The organism is Ensifer adhaerens (assembly GCF_013283195.1).
Taxonomy (GTDB): Bacteria; Pseudomonadota; Alphaproteobacteria; order Rhizobiales; family Rhizobiaceae; genus Ensifer; species Ensifer adhaerens_G.
Genome location: NZ_JABEKT010000001.1, coordinates 1,732,462 through 1,750,563, shown reverse-complemented (window position 1 = coordinate 1,750,563; position 18,102 = coordinate 1,732,462). Strand labels below are relative to the sequence as shown.

General features: G+C 63.3%; 18 protein-coding genes. 8 read left to right on the top strand and 10 right to left on the bottom strand.

The window, feature by feature from the left end:
• Positions 1–29: 29 nt before the first annotated feature.
• The 7 genes from LPJGGPFB_RS08250 to LPJGGPFB_RS08220 all read left to right on the top strand — a co-directional run bounded on the left by LPJGGPFB_RS08250 (position 30) and on the right by LPJGGPFB_RS08220 (position 4,779).
• Positions 30–299, top strand: a complete 270-nt coding sequence (locus tag LPJGGPFB_RS08250) for a hypothetical protein (RefSeq protein ID WP_115420638.1) — start codon at positions 30–32, stop codon at positions 297–299.
• Between the two features lie 17 nt (positions 300–316).
• Positions 317–1,087 (top strand): hypothetical protein, encoded by a 771-nt coding sequence (locus LPJGGPFB_RS08245; protein ID WP_173419534.1) that lies wholly within the window; start codon positions 317–319, stop codon positions 1,085–1,087.
• Positions 1,088–1,345: 258 nt separating this feature from the next.
• On the top strand, positions 1,346–2,191 hold the full coding sequence (gene ygfZ / locus LPJGGPFB_RS08240; protein WP_173419533.1) for a CAF17-like 4Fe-4S cluster assembly/insertion protein YgfZ: 846 nt from the start codon (positions 1,346–1,348) through the stop codon (positions 2,189–2,191).
• Entirely contained in the window at positions 2,188–2,796 is a 609-nt protein-coding gene (locus LPJGGPFB_RS08235) for an HD domain-containing protein (protein ID WP_173419532.1), read from the top strand. The genes ygfZ and LPJGGPFB_RS08235 overlap by 4 nt, the downstream gene beginning before the upstream one ends.
• A gap of 1 nt (position 2,797) precedes the next feature.
• Complete coding sequence (locus tag LPJGGPFB_RS08230; RefSeq protein WP_173419531.1) at positions 2,798–3,337, top strand: tyrosine phosphatase family protein; 540 nt, start codon at positions 2,798–2,800, stop codon at positions 3,335–3,337.
• Positions 3,324–4,319 (top strand): NUDIX hydrolase, encoded by a 996-nt coding sequence (locus LPJGGPFB_RS08225; RefSeq protein WP_173419530.1) that lies wholly within the window; start codon positions 3,324–3,326, stop codon positions 4,317–4,319. The genes LPJGGPFB_RS08230 and LPJGGPFB_RS08225 overlap by 14 nt, the downstream gene beginning before the upstream one ends.
• Positions 4,320–4,464: 145 nt before the next feature.
• Entirely contained in the window at positions 4,465–4,779 is a 315-nt protein-coding gene (locus LPJGGPFB_RS08220; RefSeq protein ID WP_173419529.1) for a hypothetical protein, read from the top strand.
• A gap of 97 nt (positions 4,780–4,876) precedes the next feature.
• On the opposite strand, the gene nadC is transcribed toward LPJGGPFB_RS08220, so the two are convergent.
• From nadC to LPJGGPFB_RS08195, 5 genes are all read right to left on the bottom strand, one after another.
• A complete protein-coding gene (nadC, locus tag LPJGGPFB_RS08215) occupies positions 4,877–5,785 on the bottom strand; it encodes a carboxylating nicotinate-nucleotide diphosphorylase (protein WP_173419528.1) in 909 nt (302 codons plus the stop codon).
• 55 nt (positions 5,786–5,840) lie between these two features.
• Entirely contained in the window at positions 5,841–7,439 is a 1,599-nt protein-coding gene (locus tag LPJGGPFB_RS08210; protein ID WP_173419527.1) for an L-aspartate oxidase, read from the bottom strand.
• A gap of 55 nt (positions 7,440–7,494) precedes the next feature.
• A complete protein-coding gene (gene nadA, locus LPJGGPFB_RS08205; RefSeq protein ID WP_173419526.1) occupies positions 7,495–8,574 on the bottom strand; it encodes a quinolinate synthase NadA in 1,080 nt (359 codons plus the stop codon).
• A 169-nt stretch (positions 8,575–8,743) separates the two neighbouring features.
• The gene (locus tag LPJGGPFB_RS08200) at positions 8,744–9,982 is read right to left on the bottom strand and encodes an MFS transporter (RefSeq protein ID WP_173419525.1); all 1,239 of its coding nucleotides are present in this window, start codon (positions 9,980–9,982) and stop codon (positions 8,744–8,746) included.
• Between the two features lie 105 nt (positions 9,983–10,087).
• Complete coding sequence (locus tag LPJGGPFB_RS08195; protein ID WP_173419524.1) at positions 10,088–10,954, bottom strand: helix-turn-helix domain-containing protein; 867 nt, start codon at positions 10,952–10,954, stop codon at positions 10,088–10,090.
• Between the two features lie 129 nt (positions 10,955–11,083).
• Between LPJGGPFB_RS08195 and LPJGGPFB_RS08190 the strand changes: the two genes are divergently transcribed.
• Positions 11,084–12,007, top strand: a complete 924-nt coding sequence (locus LPJGGPFB_RS08190) for a phytanoyl-CoA dioxygenase family protein (protein WP_173419523.1) — start codon at positions 11,084–11,086, stop codon at positions 12,005–12,007.
• Between the two features lie 28 nt (positions 12,008–12,035).
• On the opposite strand, the gene LPJGGPFB_RS08185 is transcribed toward LPJGGPFB_RS08190, so the two are convergent.
• From LPJGGPFB_RS08185 to recO, 5 genes are all read right to left on the bottom strand, one after another.
• A complete protein-coding gene (locus tag LPJGGPFB_RS08185) occupies positions 12,036–12,887 on the bottom strand; it encodes an MOSC domain-containing protein (protein ID WP_173419522.1) in 852 nt (283 codons plus the stop codon).
• A gap of 79 nt (positions 12,888–12,966) precedes the next feature.
• Positions 12,967–13,623, bottom strand: a complete 657-nt coding sequence (locus LPJGGPFB_RS08180; RefSeq protein ID WP_173419521.1) for an HD domain-containing protein — start codon at positions 13,621–13,623, stop codon at positions 12,967–12,969.
• 9 nt (positions 13,624–13,632) lie between these two features.
• On the bottom strand, positions 13,633–16,467 hold the full coding sequence (locus LPJGGPFB_RS08175; RefSeq protein WP_173419520.1) for a DUF2339 domain-containing protein: 2,835 nt from the start codon (positions 16,465–16,467) through the stop codon (positions 13,633–13,635).
• A gap of 192 nt (positions 16,468–16,659) precedes the next feature.
• Positions 16,660–17,169 carry a PaaI family thioesterase gene (locus LPJGGPFB_RS08170; protein WP_173419519.1) on the bottom strand — a complete coding sequence of 170 codons (510 nt, stop codon included), beginning with the start codon at positions 17,167–17,169 and terminating at the stop codon, positions 16,660–16,662.
• Between the two features lie 14 nt (positions 17,170–17,183).
• Complete coding sequence (gene recO / locus LPJGGPFB_RS08165; protein WP_173419518.1) at positions 17,184–17,930, bottom strand: DNA repair protein RecO; 747 nt, start codon at positions 17,928–17,930, stop codon at positions 17,184–17,186.
• Between the last annotated feature and the right edge of the window lie 172 nt (positions 17,931–18,102).

The window sequence follows — 18,102 nt, the reverse complement described above, 5'->3', positions numbered from 1 at the left end:
AGTGAGCCACTTGCAGCAATGGAAGTCGCATGGAACGAATGATGGAACCAAGCCTGACCGACATCGATGACATGATCGTCCACGAGAAAATGCAGGCAGCGCTGGAACACCAGAACGAAGCCTGGGCGGACGGCATGGCTGATGGCATCGAGCCAGAGATCATCGCCGATGCGGCCATCGCTCTAGCCATGCGGGAAACCGTTCGGCTTCATGGTGAAGACGGTGCGGAAGCGATGCTCAATTCGCTTCGCGAGCGCATGCTCGCCGGTGAATTTTCGCCCCAACGCTCGCTTCAGTAATTATCAGGACTGCCCCTATGAGCCGGAACCATGCCAACCGGACCTTTCCGGTTCGCCTTGTTACGCTGCTTCTGGCCGGTGTCGCATTTTGCGCTCCGGTGATGACGGCGCCTGCGTTTGCGCTCAGCGAATTGCAGGACGAACCCAAGGCCGTTGCGAGCGACCAGAACACCGCCCCTCCGCCAGCCGAGCCTGTTGAGGAAGAGCCGGATCAGGAAGAAAAGCTCCCGCTCGAAATTCCGATGCCGGACCCGCTGATCAAAAAAACGGTGACGATCACCAAGGAAGATCAGGCCGTTGAAGAGCCAAAGACGGTCGAGCCGATCGAAGTCCTGAGCGACGTTTCCAAGATCCCGGCGCCCGTGGCGCGCATGCGCGAGCTGATCGTCGAGGCGGCGGCTTCCGGCGATATCGAGCGATTGCGTCCGCTTCTCGGCAAGGGCCCGACTCAGACTCAGGTTACCGGCGTCAGCGCTGATGAAGACCCGATCGCCATCCTCAAAAGCCTGTCCGGCGACCAGGACGGCGTCGAGATCCTTGCAATCCTGCTCGACGTGCTTTCGACGGGCTTCGTCCAGGTCGACAAGGGCACGCCGCAGGAAGCCTATGTCTGGCCCTACTTCGCCGAAAAGCCGCTCGCGTCGCTGACAGCTCCGGAAAAAGTCGATCTCTTCCGCCTGGTGACGGCGGGCGATTTTGCCGACATGGAAGAATTCGGCAGCTACAACTTCTACCGGGTCGGCATCATGCCCGACGGGAAGTGGAAATTTTTCATCGCCGGCGACTAGGGCGCTTCATGTCTAAACAGAAGCGTTCTGCCGAAATTCATCCGGCCCTTTGGGTCGGCTGAAAGCGGCCGACCCAAAGGGCCGGATGACTTGCCCGATGGATCCGCATCGCTCTGCGCCATCCTTCGTGCGGAACGACCGTTTTGAGCCAGCAGAATCGCGTCCGTTTAAAGATGAAGCGCTTTAAGCGCCGGTGACACGCTTGCCGTTCATCCCTGAACATCCTACCTGTTCGGCAATGTGAACAGGATTCGAGCCATGCCCAGAGTTCGCCTCGACGACCGCGCGATTGTCTCCGTTGCCGGCAAGGATGCGGAAGATCTTCTCCAGGGGTTGATCACCACCGATCTCGATGCCCTCACCCGCGATGAGGCCAGACCCGGCGCGCTTTTGACGCCGCAGGGCAAGATCCTGTTCGACTTCATGATTTCCCGCGATGGCGACGGCTTCAGACTGGAAACCGCGGCCGACCAGGCCGAGGCGCTGTTGAAGAGGCTGACCATGTACAAGCTGCGTTCGGCGGTGACCCTGTCGCTCGACACGGCGACGCCCACCATCATTGCCTTTGACGAGCCGCAGGCCGGCGGTTACCGCGACCACCGCTTCGAGAAGGCGGGTGCCGCGGTGTTTCGCTCCTACGGCGAGGCCGAGACGGACGCAACGTCCGCTGGCGACCTCGATCAACTCCGGATCGTCTCCGGCATTGCCGTTTCCGGCCCCGATTACGCGCTGCAGGACGCCTTCCCACACGATGTGCTGATGGACAAGAACGGCGCGCTCTCCTTCCGCAAGGGCTGCTATGTCGGCCAGGAAGTGGTTTCGCGCATGCAACATCGCGGCACGCCGCGCCGCCGCGTGGTGATCGTCGCCGGCGCGTCAACGCTTCCGCCAAGCGGCACGGCGATCACGGCTGAAGGCAAGTCGATCGGCACGCTCGGCACGGTGCGCGGTGCATCAGCGCTCGCGATCGTGCGCATCGACAAGGCAGGCGAAGCGATGGCCAACGGGGTTGAGCTGCTTGCGGGCGACGTGTCGGTCACCTTGACGCTGCCGGAATGGACCGGACTTTCCTTTCCCACCACCGCCGACGAGGCAAGCGCATGACCTCGACGCGCGCCTGGCAGCGTATGCTTTCCGGCAGGCGGCTCGATCTGCTCGACCCGTCGCCGCTTGATGTCGAGATCAGCGACATCGCTCATGGTCTTGCCCGCGTTGCCCGCTGGAACGGACAGACGGCCGGCGACCATGCCTTCTCGGTCGCCCAGCACAGCCTCGTCGTCGAGGACATCTTTCGGCGCAGCTACAAGTGCAACGCCGACGACTGCCTGTTCGCATTGCTGCACGACGCGCCGGAATATGTCATCGGCGACATGATCTCTCCGTTCAAGGCCGTGGTCGGCGGCGGCTACAAGCTGGTCGAGAGCCGACTGGAAAGCGCCATCCATTTACGCTTCGGGCTTCCGGCCCATTGCTCGAAGGAGCTCAAGGACCGGATCAAGAAGGCAGACCATGTCGCCGCCTATTTCGAAGCCACCCTGCTTGCCGGCTTTTCGACGGAAGAAGCACGAAAGTTCTTCGGGCAGCCGCGCGGCATCACCCGCGACGGCCTGCTGATCGACCCTTTGCCGGCCATCGAGGCCCAGCGCCTGTTTACCGAGCGTTTCGCCACCCTCGAAGCGGAACGTGCTACAGCCAAGGTGAGTGCCTGAGATGCCCCGGATCGTCGTATCGCCGCTTGCACGCATCGCCGAGATGGCTGTCCGTCACGGTTGCACCGAAATGCTGAGCCTCGTTGCCAAGGGGCAAGATTTCCACCGTCCGGCCGTGATCTCCAAGGCGCGGCACCTGACGCTCGGGATGAACGATATCAGCTTTGCCGGCACCGGCGGGCTCATCGCGCCGCAGGAGGAGCACGTCCAGCAGATCATCGCCTTCGCCAAAGGCTGGGACCGCACGCGCCCGATGCTCGTTCATTGCTGGATGGGGGTTTCGAGATCGCCGGCCGCCGCCCTTATCGCCGCGCTTGCCGTCGAGCCCGAGCTGGACGACCAGGACCTGGTCGAGAAGCTGCGGCTTGTCTCGCCCTATGCGACGCCGAACACGCGATTGGTCGAAATCGGTGACGCCGTTCTGTCGCGCGGCGGGCGGTTGGTCGCTGCCGTACGTTCGATCGGTCGCGGCGCGGATACGGACGGCAATGTCCCCTTCGTGCTGCCACTTGTTGCCGAGGGAGCCAATGTTGGCGACTGAGATGCAGGCAGTCACGGTCGAAATCGGTCTCAACGCGGCCATCGTCGCCGTCGTCAATCGCAGCCCGCGCATCCTGGCCATCAACGAGGCGGACGGTGACGCGCACGACAGCCTGCCTTTCGGCCCCTTCGATCCCGCCCGTCACCGCACCTTCGAGACCAGTCTGCGCGACCGGGTGGAAAAGCGCACGGCGCTCAAACTCGGTTACATCGAACAGCTCTACACCTTCGGCGATCGCGGACGGCAACGGCTGCCCGGCGAAGAAGGCAAGCACATGGTCTCGGTCGGCTATCTCGCCCTGACGCAGACCGATACCGAGAACACCGAGCGGCTGGCCGAGGCGGGAGCGCATTGGCGCGACTGGTACGGCTATCTCCCGTGGGAAGACTGGCGACAGGGCCGCCCCCCGATCCTCGACCAGATGATCTTGCCGGCGCTGTCGCGGTGGGAGCTTGGCCCATCCGATGACGATCGCATGGCCCCGAGCACCCAGCGACGCGCGCGCATCCGTCTTGCCTTCGGCCTCGGCGATTTCCCCTGGGACGAGGAGCGCGTGCTCGAGCGCTACGAACTGCTCTACGAGGCGGGTCTCGTGCGCGAGGCAGCGATCGACGGCCGGAGCCGGGAGCAGGACGGCGCTGTCGCCGGGCAGGCGATGCGCCACGACCACCGCCGTATCGTCGCAACCGCGATTGCCCGCCTGCGCGGCAAGATCAAATACCGGCCTGTCATCTTCGAATTGATGCCGCCCGAATTCACGCTTACCGATCTGCAGGCGACTGTGGAGGCTATTTCCGGCCGGCACCTCCACAAGCAGAATTTCCGGCGCTTGGTCGAAGGCGCAGAACTGGTCGAGCCGACCGGCATGACGCTGGCATCGACCGGCGGAAGGCCGGCGGCCCTATTCCGCTTCCGGCGCCAGATTCTCGACGAGAGACCAGCCCCCGGCCTCAAGGTGGGTGGCCGCTCGTCGTCCGCATAGCATTCGGGAAGCGGTCGTGCAGTCTTGCTGGCGATGAAATGGCAGTTGCAGCGTTAAATGCGGGCCGCATCTAACACTTCGGCCGGTGAGTGCTATATTCCTTCACTTAGATGAAGCGTCGGCCCTGCCGGCCAAGGAAGAGTAAATGTTGCTTGCGCTTGCGCTGCTCACCAGTCTCCTGACCGATCAGCCTATCCTGCCGAACCCGCAGGGGGGCAATGCGGTGCCCGACTATTTCAACAACCGTTCGGACCAGCCTGTCGTGCCGAACCCGCAGGGTAACAAGGCGATCCCCGACTATTTCAGGAACAACCCGATGGGCGGCGGCCTACCCGGGGTGACGATTTGCAATCTCAACGGCCAGGACATGCGAGGGCAGTTCAAGATCTGCCGCTATGACTGCGGCACGGAGATCACCATCGACCAGCGCGTCGTTTGCCCCTTCATCCAGCAACGCTAGCACCTGTTCCGGCGGTTCGGGCAATCGCTGGAGAACGCCTTAAACCGGAGTCGATTCATCGATTTGCGCGTGGCGCTTCAACCTTTGCTGCGGAACTTCAGCGCTTGATCGCAACGTCGAGACCGATGTCGAGCGTCGGTGCCGCCATGGTGATCTTGGAGGTCGAGATATAGTCGACGCCTGTCTCGGCGATGGCACGGACAGTGTCGATCTTGACGTTGCCCGAAGCTTCGAGACGCGTGCGCCTGGGATCGGCGGCATAGGCGTCGCCGCCAAGCTGCCAATGGGCGGCATTGATGGCCACGGCTTCGCGCAGGCGATCCGGCCCCATATTGTCGAGCAGGATGACGTCAGGTGCCGCCGTCAAAGCCTCACGCATCTGGTCGAGGCCATCAACCTCGATCTCGATCTTGACCAGATGACCACAGTAGGCGCGAGCCGCGTGAACGGCACCGGCAACGCCGCCGGAGACAGCGATGTGGTTGTCCTTGATCAGCACCGCATCGTCGAGGCCGTAGCGATGGTTGGAGCCGCCGCCGAGGCGAACGGCGTATTTCTCCAAAGCACGCAAGCCGGGAATGGTCTTGCGCGTGCAGCAGACCTTTGCGCGCGTATGGGCAATCTCGTCGGCAAATTTCGCCGTGTAGGTGGCAATGCCCGAGAGATGCATGAGGAAGTTCAAGCCGACGCGTTCGGCTGAAAGAAGCCCGCGGGCGCGGCCGGAGATCCGGGCAATCGCCGTTCCCGGTGTCACGCGGTCACCCTCGGCAACCAGAGCGTCGAAGACGATGGCGGGGTCAATGAGACGGAACGCCGTTCGTGCCAGTTCGAGCCCGGCAATCACGCCTGGATCCCGCGAATTCATTCCGGCCGTTGCCATCAGTTCCGGCCCGATGGTCGACAGGGTGGTGATGTCGCCGGCGCGGCCGAGATCTTCGAGCAAGGCGGCACGGACCTGATCCTCGACCATCAGGGCGGGCAGTTCGGGGCGAAGGGCTGCGGTCATCTGGTCGTTATTCCCTGTCTGTCTTCTCAAGGCCGTGGCCATGACGTCGTCATGGTCAGGCCGTTTCGGTTTCCGCGACCTCGGCCGCCAGGCGGTTCGCCTCGGCCAGCGTCAGGTAGGTGCGGCGGCGCCACTCCGGCTGCTCCGAAGGGCAATCGGCGCGGTAATGGCCGCCACGGCTCTCGGTGCGCCGAAGCGCGCCGACGGCAATCAGCTTGGCCGTGGTCAGGATGTTGGTGAAGCGCATGCGGGCATTGTCGCGCTCGAGCGCCGAGATCTGGCGGATCGCCCGCAACAGGCTCTCGCGCGTCCTGACGACGCCCACGCAGTCACTCATCAGGCCGCGCAGGACGGTGAGCTGCGGGCTGTCTTCCACCGTGACGGGATCGTCGTTCTCGCCGGCGTTGTCGCCCCATTGGGTCAGCTGCGGCGTCGGCAGGGTGCCCTTGATGTTTTCGGCGATGCGCGCCGCGAAGACCACGGCCTCCAGCAGAGAATTTGAAGCGAGCCTGTTGGCGCCGTGCACGCCGGTCGACGTCACTTCGCCGGCCGCCCAAAGACCGTCGATCGAGGTGCGACCTTCGGCATCCGTCAGAACGCCACCCATATGATAATGCACCGCCGGAACGACCGGAATCGGTTGTGTCACCGGGTCGATGCCGGCACCGATGCAGGAGGCATAGACCGTCGGGAACATATCCGGGAAATGTTTGCCGACCGCCTTGGTGCAATCGAGAAACGCACCGCGTCCGGCCTGAACCTCGGCGAAGACGCCGCGCGAGACGATGTCGCGCGGGGCGAGCTCGCCATCCGGGTGAATGTCGAGCATGAAGCGGTGCCCGGCCGAATTGATGAGATGGGCGCCGTCGCCACGCAAGGCTTCGGTCGCAAGCGGCGCCGGATCCTTGCCGATGTTGATGGCGGTCGGGTGGAACTGGACGAATTCCGGATCGGCGATGATTGCGCCCGCCCTCGCCGCCATGCCGAGGCCCTGGCCGCAGGCTTCCCAGGGGTTGGTCGTCACCGCATAGAGGTGGCCGATGCCGCCGGAGCAGAGAACCACGGCGCGCGCCGGGAACGAAACGCGCTTCTTCGACTGACCGGCATCGGGCCTCGCGATGACGCCGGAGATGAAGCGGCCCTCGCGCACCAGCTCTTCGACCACGTAGCCTTCGATGACCCGGATCGAGGGCGTGTTGCGCACCGCCGTGATCAGCGCTTCCATGATCGCCTTGCCGGCCATGTCGCCCTTGACGCGAACGATGCGGCGCTCCGAATGGGCCGCCTCCCGCGACAGGATCAGCTTACCCTCGAGATCGCGGTCGAAGGGTACGCCATATTCAAGCAGGTCGTGGATACGCGCCGGACCTTCGGCCACCATCATGCGCGTCATCTTCTCGTCGACGATACCGGCACCCGCGGTCAGCGTGTCGGCGACGTGCTTTTCGAAGGTATCGCCGGGGCTCATCGCCGCGGCGATGCCCCCTTGCGCCCAGGCCGACGAGGCGCCGTGGCCGATCGGGGCTGCGGCCAGAATGGTCACCGGCCGCGGGCTGAGCTTCAGCGCACAGAAGAGGCCTGCAAGGCCACCGCCGACGATGACGATGTCGTCAATCCCGTTGAAGGACTGCGGGCGGAAATGATCTCTCAGCATGGTGCGGCTCTCCTCCAGCGCATGCTTGTATGCCGGGCCTTTCGCCCGCCAGGTGTTATTGCTTGAGGTTGACCATGCGCTCGACCGCAAGGCGCGCCCGGTCGGCGATCGAGGGATCGACCAGAACCTCTTCCGTCATGGTCAGCAGGCTGTCGAGGATCTTCGGCAGCGTGATGCGCTTCATGTGCGGACAGAGGTTGCACGGCTTGATGAACTCGACCCCCTCGATCTCTGCCTGGATGTTCGACGCCATCGAGCATTCGGTGACGAGCAGGACCTTCGACGGGCGGTTGTCCTTGACGTAGTTGATCATGCCAGATGTCGAGCCGGCGAAATCGCACACGGCAATCACATCCGGGTGGCACTCGGGATGGCCGATGATCTCGATGCCCGGATTGGCCTCCTTGTAGGCCAGCAATTCGGCGGCGGTGAAGCGCTCGTGCACCTCACAGTGGCCCTTCCAGGTGAGGATCTTCTTGTTGGTCTGGCGGGCGACGTTCATCGCCAGATATTCGTCCGGGATGCACAGCACCGTGTCCGAGGCGAAGCTCTCGACGACCGCAAGCACGTTCGATGAGGTGCAGCAGATATCGGTCTCGGCCTTCACGTCGGCAGAGGTATTGACATAGGTGACGACGGGAACGCCGGGGTAGCGCTGCTTCAACAAGCGCACGTCGGCACCGGTGATCGATTCCGACAGCGAGCAGCCGGCCTTGCCGTCCGGGATCAGCACCGTCTTTTCCGGGCTCAACAGCTTCGAGGTCTCGGCCATGAAGTGCACGCCGCACTGGATGATGATCTCGGCATCGACCTTGGCGGCGTCGCGGGCAAGCTGCAGCGAATCGCCGACGATATCGGCGACGCAATGGAAGATATCCGGCGTCTGGTAATTGTGGGCGAGGATGACGGCGTTGCGCTCCTTCTTCAGCCGGTTGATGGCGTGAACGTAGGGCGCATAAACGGGCCACTCGATGGCCGGAATGAAGTCTTTCACCTTGTCGTAGAGGTGCTCCGTCTCGCGTGCGACCGCCGGCGTGAAAGCAAGCTCAGGTCGTTCGATGATGCCGAAGCGCTGGGCGGCGCTTACAAAAACCGGGTTCGCCACGCCTTGCGTACGGGAATCGAGCTGCGTCATCGAAGTCTCCTCTCCGCCCCTCTCTCGGGCGGCTCTTCAATTATGCTCAAACTGAGCATAATTGAACCAAAACAAAAGCGGCAAAGCCGCATGGGTTGATTTAGAAAGTTTTGTGACAGATTTCAAGAACGCAACGTCGCATTTCGCGACGTTGCGTTCACGGTTTTCTTCAGGCCACGGCCGGCCGGGCAACGGCCTTTTCCTCGATCGGCCAATGAACGACGGCGGCAAACAGGCCGAGCGCCACACCCAGCCACCACACCGGATCATAGGAACCGAAGTGGTCATAGAGGTATCCGCCCATCCACACGCCCAAGAACGAGCCGACCTGGTGCGAGAGAAATACGATGCCGCCAAGCAGCCCGAGATGGCGCGTACCGAACATGATGGCGACAAGCGCGTTCGTCGGCGGCACGGTCGAAAGCCAGAGCAGGCCCATGACGATCGCAAAGACGATGACCGAGGTCGGCGATTGCGGCAGCAGCAGAAATGCTGTGACGGCGACCGAGCGGGCGATGTAGATCCACGCGAGGAAATAGGGCTTGGAGTAGCGCTGACCGATGAAGCCGGCAGACAGCGAGCCGATGATGTTGAAGAACCCGATCAGCGCCAGCGCAATCACCGCATAACGGGCATCGATACCGATGTCGCCGATATAGGCGGGAAAATGCGCGGTGATGAACGCCACCTGATAGCCGCAGACGAAGAAGCCCGAGACCAGCAGGACGTAGCTCTTATGCCCCAGCGCCTCCTTCAACGCCTCGCCGATCGACTGCTTGTACTGTGTTTCGGATTGGATGCCGGAGGACGAGTTTCCACGCAACGGAATGGCAAAGAGCGGCACGAGCAGCATCAGTACGCCGAGATAGACAAGGCTGTCGGACCAGCCGTAGGCGGAAATCAGCCCCTGACTGAGAGGCGCGAACAGGAACATGCCGGCCGAGCCCGCCGCCGTGCAGATGCCGAACGCCATGGAGCGCTGATGCGGCGTGACGTTGCGGGCGAAGGCGGAAAGCAGAATGCCGAACGAGCCGGAGCCGACGGCCATGCCGATCAGCACGCCGCCACCGATGTGCAACCAGATCGGCGCATCGGCGTGGGCCATGATGATGAGACCCGAAGCATAGAGAAGCCCGGACATGGTCAACACACGCCAGGTGCCGAACTTGTCTGCGATTGCGCCGAAGAACGGCTGGCTCACGCCCCAGCACAGGTTCTGCAATGCCATGGCGAGACCGAAGGTCGTACGGTCCCACCCTGTATCGGCCAGCATCGGCAGTTGAAAGAAACCCATTGCCGAGCGCGGACCGAAGGTGAGCATCGCGACGATCGAGCCGGCGGCGATGATCAGCCAGGGCATTTCCTGGCGGACGCTCGACGGCACGGATGCTCCCGAAATAGCGGACATAGGTCTTCTCCTGATGACGAGCCAAGATCCTACGCGGGCGCTAAAATAGATAAAAGCCAATTAAATTGACGGCGCGATCACCGGAATTGATGGCCCCGGAAAACTTCATCTGTTTGCCTGGAACTTCTCGCGAAACTGCCGTGGGGTCATAGCCTTCTGCGCCTTGAACTGGCGGTTGAAATTGGCGATCGAGCGATAGCCGACCATCTCCGCTACATGGGCAACGGACTTTCCGGTTCCAGACAGCAATGCACAGGCCTCGCCGATCCTGAGCCGCATCAGATACTCCGAGATCGGCATGTCGAGATGGCGCAGGAACAGGCGATGCAGGCCCGAGAGGCTGAGGGCCGCAATGTCCGCAAGCTCGTCCATCGAAGGGTTTTCGGCATAGTTCAGATGGATATGGTCGAGCACGCGATCGAGCCGACCACGATCAACGGCTCGCCCCGAAGGTGCGACGACCCGGTTCGACAAGGGGGCTGCGTGTTCGTCGCGCGCAAGGATGGTCAGCAAGGCAAGGACGTCGGGCAACCGCTCTTCCGGCGCCAGCGTGCGCAGCCGCTCGAACAAAGGCCGGACGCGACGCGCGGCATCTTGCGAGAACTGCAGCCCGGGCGCCGAGCGATCGAACATCGCCCTCACCGGGCCGAGCTCGACGAAACCGTCCTGCATCCGCTCCACCCACTCGGGATGAAACCAGAGCACCAGCGCCACATGCGGCGCCGCTTCATCGACCTTGGATGAAGAAAGCCAGGTGTGCGGCAGGTTCGACCCGACCAGCACGAGATCACCGTCATCATAGGTCCCGATGTGATCGCCGACGAAACGCTGGCCGCGCGAATTCAGCGTCAGGGTCAGCTCGAACTCCGGATGGTGATGCCATTGAAACGGAATGCAATCGTCGAGCCGACGGTCGAGCAGGATTGATGATGCGTCCGTCGGTCGGGCAATCTTCTGTAGAACGGCCTTCATATTGCGCCAAACCTCTCGATGACGCCAGATTAGTATCAAACTTTGCCTTTGAAGGGCAACATACCCCGGTACGGAACGCCTAATCTTTCTGCATCGACAGACAGACGCAGATGAGAGGAGCCCATGCGCATGCTCAGAGATAGCCATCCCACCACCGTCGCCGACACTCAGCTGAAGGAGATCAAGAAGCGCCTGCCCTTGCGCGTGCTTTCGGAGGAAGACTGGCAGCACTGGATCACCAGGGGATACGTCATCGTCCGGCAGGCCGTCCCGGCCGCCAATGTCGAGCGGCTCGTCGACCTGCTCTGGCGCTTCGACGACAAGGATCCCACCGACCCTTCAACCTGGTACGCGCCGCAGCGCCGCGAGCATAAGATGAAGGAACTAAACGGCACCGGCATGCTGGAGATCTACAATCACCAGTATCTCTGGGACAATCGCCAGGAGCCGCGCGTCTACGGCGCCTTCGTCGACATCTGGGATCGCGAAGACCTTTGGGTGACGATCGACCGGGCCAATCTCAACCCGCCGAAGAAGGTCAAAGGCAATCCCAACGGATTCATCCACTGGGACGTCGACACCTCGATCCGGCCCTTGCCGATCGGTGTCCAGGGCGTGCTCAGCCTGAAAAAGCAGGATGGCGACGTCGGTGGTTTTCAGTGCGTGCCCGCGCTGTTCGAGAATTTCGAGGCCTGGGAAAAGACACAACCCGCCGACAGGGACCCGATGCACCCCGACATGTCAGGCCTGTCGACCGTCAACATCGAGATGGAGGCCGGCGACCTGATGATCTTCAACAGTCTGCTTGCCCATGGCGTGCGGCCCAACCATTCCGATGGAAGAGTGCGCATGGCGCAGTACATTTCCATGCACCCGGCCGAGTGGGACAACAGGGCCGAACGCGAAGAACGCATGCGGCTCTGGCGCGAGCTCGACCATCCGAAGCGCGACGCCTTTCCGGGCGACCCGCGCGAATGGGAAAAACACAATGCGACGCCCGCCAACCTCTCGGACCTCGGAGCAAAACTGCTCGGTGTCACGCCCTGGTTCTGAGGCAGACGCAACGGGGCGCTTCCGCATCTCAAGCGGAGGCGCGTACCTTCATCGGCCAGCGTTCGGCGCGCCGGCCGACTATGCGGGCCTCGTCGCCGAGCTTCAAGACGCCCTCGCCGCGCGGCACGACGTTCCAGCCGAACAGCACGCCGGCGACGCGGCGGTCGGCAGACATGCGCTTTTCAGCCAGCCCTTGGATCGGATTACCGCCGATGCGCTCGCCGGTGATCTGATCCTGGGTGGTCATGATGCAGCGGGCGCAGGGCTTGACGAAATCGAAGCGGATGCCGCCGATCTCCAGGCTCTCCCAGAAATCCTCGTCCCAGGCCTCGTCGCAATCGAGCAGGATGTTGGTGCGGAAACGGTCCATGCCGACGGGCTCCTGCCCCTTTTGCGCGAGAGTCCTGTTGAGATCCGCGAGCGAGCCGGTCGTGGTGATCAGGATAGGAAAGCCGTCGGCAAACCCGACGGGGGCTGCGGTGCCGGCCCACTCCTCACCGACGAAGCGTTCCGCCGAGGCATCCATCTGGGCAAGCTTGACGGGCCGGCCGAACCAGGTCGACAGGGTCTCGTTTGCGGCATCGTCGGCCACCGCCGCGTCGACGTCGCTGGCCCACACGCGAACGCCGAGCCGCTGGTCCGGATCGAACCGGACAGAGAGCGCCCTATCACCCATCTTCAAATGCACGCCGCCATCGATGTGGTGTGCCTCGACCTGGGCGAGCGTCTGCAGTTCGCGCTGGGTGATGAAGCGCCCGTCCGGCTCCACGAGCATGAAACGACGGTCACCCTCGAAACCGTCGAGGTTGACGGTGACCGTCTCAAGCGGGATCGCCCGGCCGCTCTTCAGCGGATGAATGTTCAGTCCGGTCACCTTCATCGAAAACGCTCCCCGTTCAGAAATTGATTCAGGCCGTTCGCGATCTGATTCACCGGACGGCAGCAATGGGTTGAAAGACTTAGATTTCATCCAGCATCATGGCAAGCACATCGCGCAGCCGCTGCTGGCGCTCAAGCGCCAGCCTGCGGCCGGCAGCCGTCTGGAAACCGTCGGCGAGCTTGAACAGCTTGGTCTCGAAATGGTCGATGGCAAAGGCCTTGTCGTCGAGCTCGCGATCCTCGGCCAAGGGGTCGAGCGGGTCGTAGAGGCCGCTGCCCATGCGTCCGGCGATGTAGAAGCAGCGGGCGGCACCGACCATGCCGATCGCATCAAGCCGGTCGGCGTCCTGCAGGATCTTCGCCTCGATCGTCTCGGGCGCGATGTTGGCGGAAAAGCTGTGGGTGAGGATCGCATGGGCGACCGACACGATGTCTTCCGCCGACCAATCGAGATTGCGCAGGATGTCAGTTGCCTTTTCCGCCGCCAGCCTCGAGGCCTGCATGCGATGCGGTGAATTCTTCTCCACCGAAACGCAGTCGTGCAGCAAAACGGCTGCGGCAAGCACGCGTTCAGCGCCGCCCTCCTCCGCATGGATCCGCGCGGCATTCTTCCAGACGCGGATCAGGTGGGATGCATCGTGCGAACCGTCGTCTGCAGCAAAGGCCTGCGGCAGCAAAACGGCGGCGAGGTCGGCATGCGGCGCGAACGCGGCAGCCAGGGCTGAACTTCGGGTCACGTCCATTTCCTATTGCGGCTGTGTCGGCGCGGCGGAAGGCTGCTGCGTCACGCCGACGCCCGACAGGATCTTCTGGTAGAACAGGCCGATGCCGATCAGGACGCCACCGAGCCCGATGAAGGACAGTGCGCGCAGGAAACCTTCGAGATTGGACATATCGATCAGGAAGACCTTCAGCACGGCGATGAAGACGAGCACGGCCGAGGCGATGCGAATGCTCTTGGCATTGAAGCGCGAACCGAGCACCAGCAGAGCGACGCCGAGCAGCAGCCAGACGACCGAATAGGTGTAGGTCTCACCCTGCAGGAAGCCTTTCCAGTCGACAACGTTTTCGCCCTGCCAGAGACGGCGCACCGAGAGCGTCGCCCAGGCGAAGGCAAGGACCGCGCCGCTGACGGCGAGCGCCATCACATAAGGCAGCGGGCGCTTGTCGCGGGCGTACCAGGCGAGAGCGGCATAGCCGATGCCGGGCAGGAGATAGCCGATCAGCAGCAGATCGAAGAACGGGATGCGTCCGAGCAGCTCGCCGCTGAAATAGGGGTTGAGCCCGAAGAGATGGGCGGAGAGAACCGAGAGCATCGAGAGCACCCCGAGCCCCATGCCGCCATAGCGGAAGACAGGACTTGGCGATTTCATGTCGAGTGTCATGAACACGCCGGAGGCACCGATCGCCAGCAATGTGTAGATCGACTGCTCGCCGAGCGTCGGCACGGCGCTGTCGAGCACGCCGCCGTTCATGGCATGGCGAACGAGGATCGCCAGCGTCAATAGCACGAAGAGGCTCGCCAGCGCCTGCAGCAGGTTGCGCACACGCACATCCGGCCAGGAGCGAACGAGATAGGCGGAGGCGACGAGCAACAGTGCCGGAATGGCATAGCCCGGCAACAGTGCGTTGAACACCGGCGTGGTGCCGAGGTTTTCCGCTCCGACGATCGTCGGCTCCCAGGCGATGCGGCCGAGGACGACGATTGCGGCTGCTCCTGTCATCCAGGGCAAGATCGGCCAGGTTCGGACGCGGGTCGCGCCGGCATAGGCGGTCCCAAGCAAAGCGATCGCCAGGGTCGTGGCCAGGCCGTCCGTCCAGGCATGCAGCGCAATGACTAACAGCGCGAAGGAACCGCCGACGAGAAGGCTTGCAGCGATATCCAGACCTTCCGTCTCACTGTTGCGACGATAGAGCCAGTCGGCAAAGGCCAGCAAGCCGCCACCGACGACGAGCGCGTAAAGGCCGTGCGGCAGGTCGAAGGCGTAGTTGCCCGTCATCAGGAACGACATCATCGTGAGCGCGACGGGCACGGCGGCGGCAATGCCGGCCCAGAGGATGGCAAACTGCGGGTGTTCCCGCAGGCGGCGGGAAAGCACGAACGCGCCGCACAAGACGAACAGCGTTGCCAGCAGCAGCGCGGTCAGCGTCGCGGTCCGGCTCGGCAGGACGATCTCGGGCGCAATGCCTGCGAGCGAAGGATCGAGATAGGCAAGCACGCCGCTCAGCGCCGTCAGAGTGCTGATGCCGGCGATGGCGCCGAGAGCAGACAGCAGGGCCAGATAGACGGCATTTGCCCGCGATGCCCCGAGCGCTGCCAGGGCTGCAATGACGACGAAGAACTCCTTGACGGGATAGCTGATAGCGCTGACCGCCGGGCTGATGAAGATCAGCGCCAGCACGGTGGCGACGATGGCGGCGGACACACTGATCGCCGCATAGGCCGGCGTGAACAGCTTCTCCCAGGGGCCTGCAACCGCAACTGGGCGGTTCGTCACCTCCGGCAACGGCGCGGCGAGCGCGTCCATGTCTGTTTCCGCGGCACCCGGCCAGACGAAGCCAACACCCAGGAGCATCACCAGCAGCGCGAAGGCGACCGGAATCGCCTCGAAGGGCGAGACGGCGGTGACATAGGCGAGCCCCCAGAGCCCAATGCCGACATTGGCAAGCGTCGGCACCACCATCCAGCGCCGCAGCCGCGACGCCAGCAGCGTCGCCAGCCAGACGACCGACAGGAAGCCGAAAAGCACCCACGGGCGTGGCTCGTCACTCGACACCAGCAACGGTGTGATCAGTGACGCCAGCAAGCCAAGGCCGGCCAACGCCTGCCCGTGCAGCAGCGACAGGCCCACGGTGCCAAGCGAAATCATCGCCAGCAGAACGAAGGCAGTCGTCGTGCCGATGTAGCCATAGATCTCATAGGCCGCGTAGGCGACACCGAAGAGTGTGACGGCACCGGCGGCCGTCAGAATGCCCGGGATCATCGCATTCTGGAATTCGTTGGCGATGACGGGTACGGCGCGACGGCGAATAACCTCGCCGGCACCGGCCAGAAGCAGGCCGAAAAGGGCTGCGAGCGTCAGCCGGACGGCCGGGCTTAAGAGACCTGCATCGATCGAATATTTGACCATGAAGACGCCGCCAAGCGCCAGCGCTATGCCGCCGACCCAGACGGCCCAGCGTGCGCCGAGACGGCTTTCGAGGCTTTCGACCTGCCGAGTTGTTGTCCCGTCGACGGTGGTTGCCTCGACGCTCGCCGACAGGGCTTCGTCGGGCGCGGTTTCGACCGCAGCCGATTCGGCGTTACCGAAGATCCTCGCCCCTTCGCGGGCGCTCGCCGAGAGCGTTTCGACACCTTCGTCATCGTCGATCGCTGCCTCGGCGGAGCGTTCGGCACCCGCGGCCGCCTGCTCCGAAGCGATGTCGTCTGCCGCTGGCATAAGGCCCGGCGTCGCGCCCAGCCGTGCGATCTCTTTCTTGAGCGCTGCGACTTCGCTGTCCAACCGTTCCCTTGTCTTGCGACCGTTCAAGAAGGCGGAGAGCGCCAGAGCAAATGCGACTAAGGCAATCAGTTCAATCATGTTTTCCCCTGGCGGCTACATTCGCAGGCCGACCGTGACCATACAGATTTTTGCGCGGCCGCCAAAGGCATAGACGGTTGAGAGCTTCGATCTCTTCGCGCAAATGTTTAAATTCTGCACGCGCCTTCGAAGGCGAGCGCGGTCAAACGACGGTTAGTGCAATATCAAAATCGGGCTGGCGACGGTCCGCCGTTATCGGCGCAGATTGTCGATCGGGAAGATCGCGCAGGTTTCCGTACCGTGGGCCAGGAGCTTGCCGCCGGCGTCGCGCAGCCAGGCCTCCGAGGTGGCGATAGTCCGGCCACGGTGGACGATTTTGCCCTCGCAGAAAACCTCGCCCATGCCCGGCAGCAGCGGGCGAACCAGGTTCACCTTGAATTCGACGGTGGTGTAGCCCTCGCCGGGCTTCAAGGTCGTGAACACCGCGCATCCGAGCGCCGAATCCATCACCGTCGCCGTCCAACCGCCATGTACGGTGCCGAGCGGGTTCAGGTGTTCCTCGGTCGGCAGCCCCTTGAAGACCACCCGACCGTCTTCGACCTCAGTCAGGCCGAACTTGAGCGTCGCCGACATCGGCGGCGCCGGCAGGTCGCCCTTCAAGAGATCCTGCATGACCTTGAGGCCGCCATCGCTGGCAACGCGATCCAACGGCAGAACGCCGATGCCGGAAACGGGCATGCCGGGGAAGAGCTCTTGGAACATTAAGTACTCCTTGCTCACGCGGCGGACGACGAAGGCTTCAAGGCCTTCAGCGCGGCGTTGACGAAACCATCGCGCGCGGACGAAACCTTGAGGCCGCGCGGCTCGTAGACATGGCGATTGAGAAAGAAGGCCGTCAGGCGGAAGGCTGCAGCAAGACTGTCATAGTCGGCCGCACTTCGTGCCTCGACGGCGAGAAACTCCGGCAGCACCAACATTCGGTCGGCATAGGGCATGCCGGCAGCGCGGCAGACCGCCCGCCCCGACTTCGGTGACACATAGGCGAGATCGTCGCGCGCTCCGGTCGCCACGCACTCGGTCAGATCGAGCCCGAAGCCGAGATCGTTCAGGACGGCGAGCTCGAAGCGCACGAACAGTTCTCCCGCATCAGCCGGATCTTCGAGGTGATCGACGATGACGGCGAGCGCCTCGTAGAGATGAGGATGGGGATCGCGCTCCGGCAGCAGGCGCAGAAGCGCGCCAAGCGCCTGGATGCCGTAGACGGAGGTCGCCGTCTCCATCAGCCTTGCGGCCCGAAGCTCGAGCGGCTCGATGCGAAACTCGCCCATGTGCTCGTCGAGCCGCGCTCGCCAGGTCAATTCGACGGTATTTCCCGGCTGAAGCACAGGCTGCATGGCCCGCGAACGGCCGGAGCGCACCATGCCCAGATGCCGACCTCGGGACGCCGTCATGACTTCGGCGATGGCAGAGCTTTCGCCGTGCCGCCGGATCCCGAGAATGATGGCCTGATCGCTCCATTGCATGAAAAAGGCATACACCCGCGATGGAAAGCGGATCAAGCGATGATGCCGGTGGAGGGGCGCGACGAAACGCTTTCAAGCTGCACCCGCACTGTCGCCTTTCGGCTACACTCGTTGATTGCCTCGATTTCGCCATACTCGCGCCTCCCCGAGGCCATGTTCGACGTTAGAACGG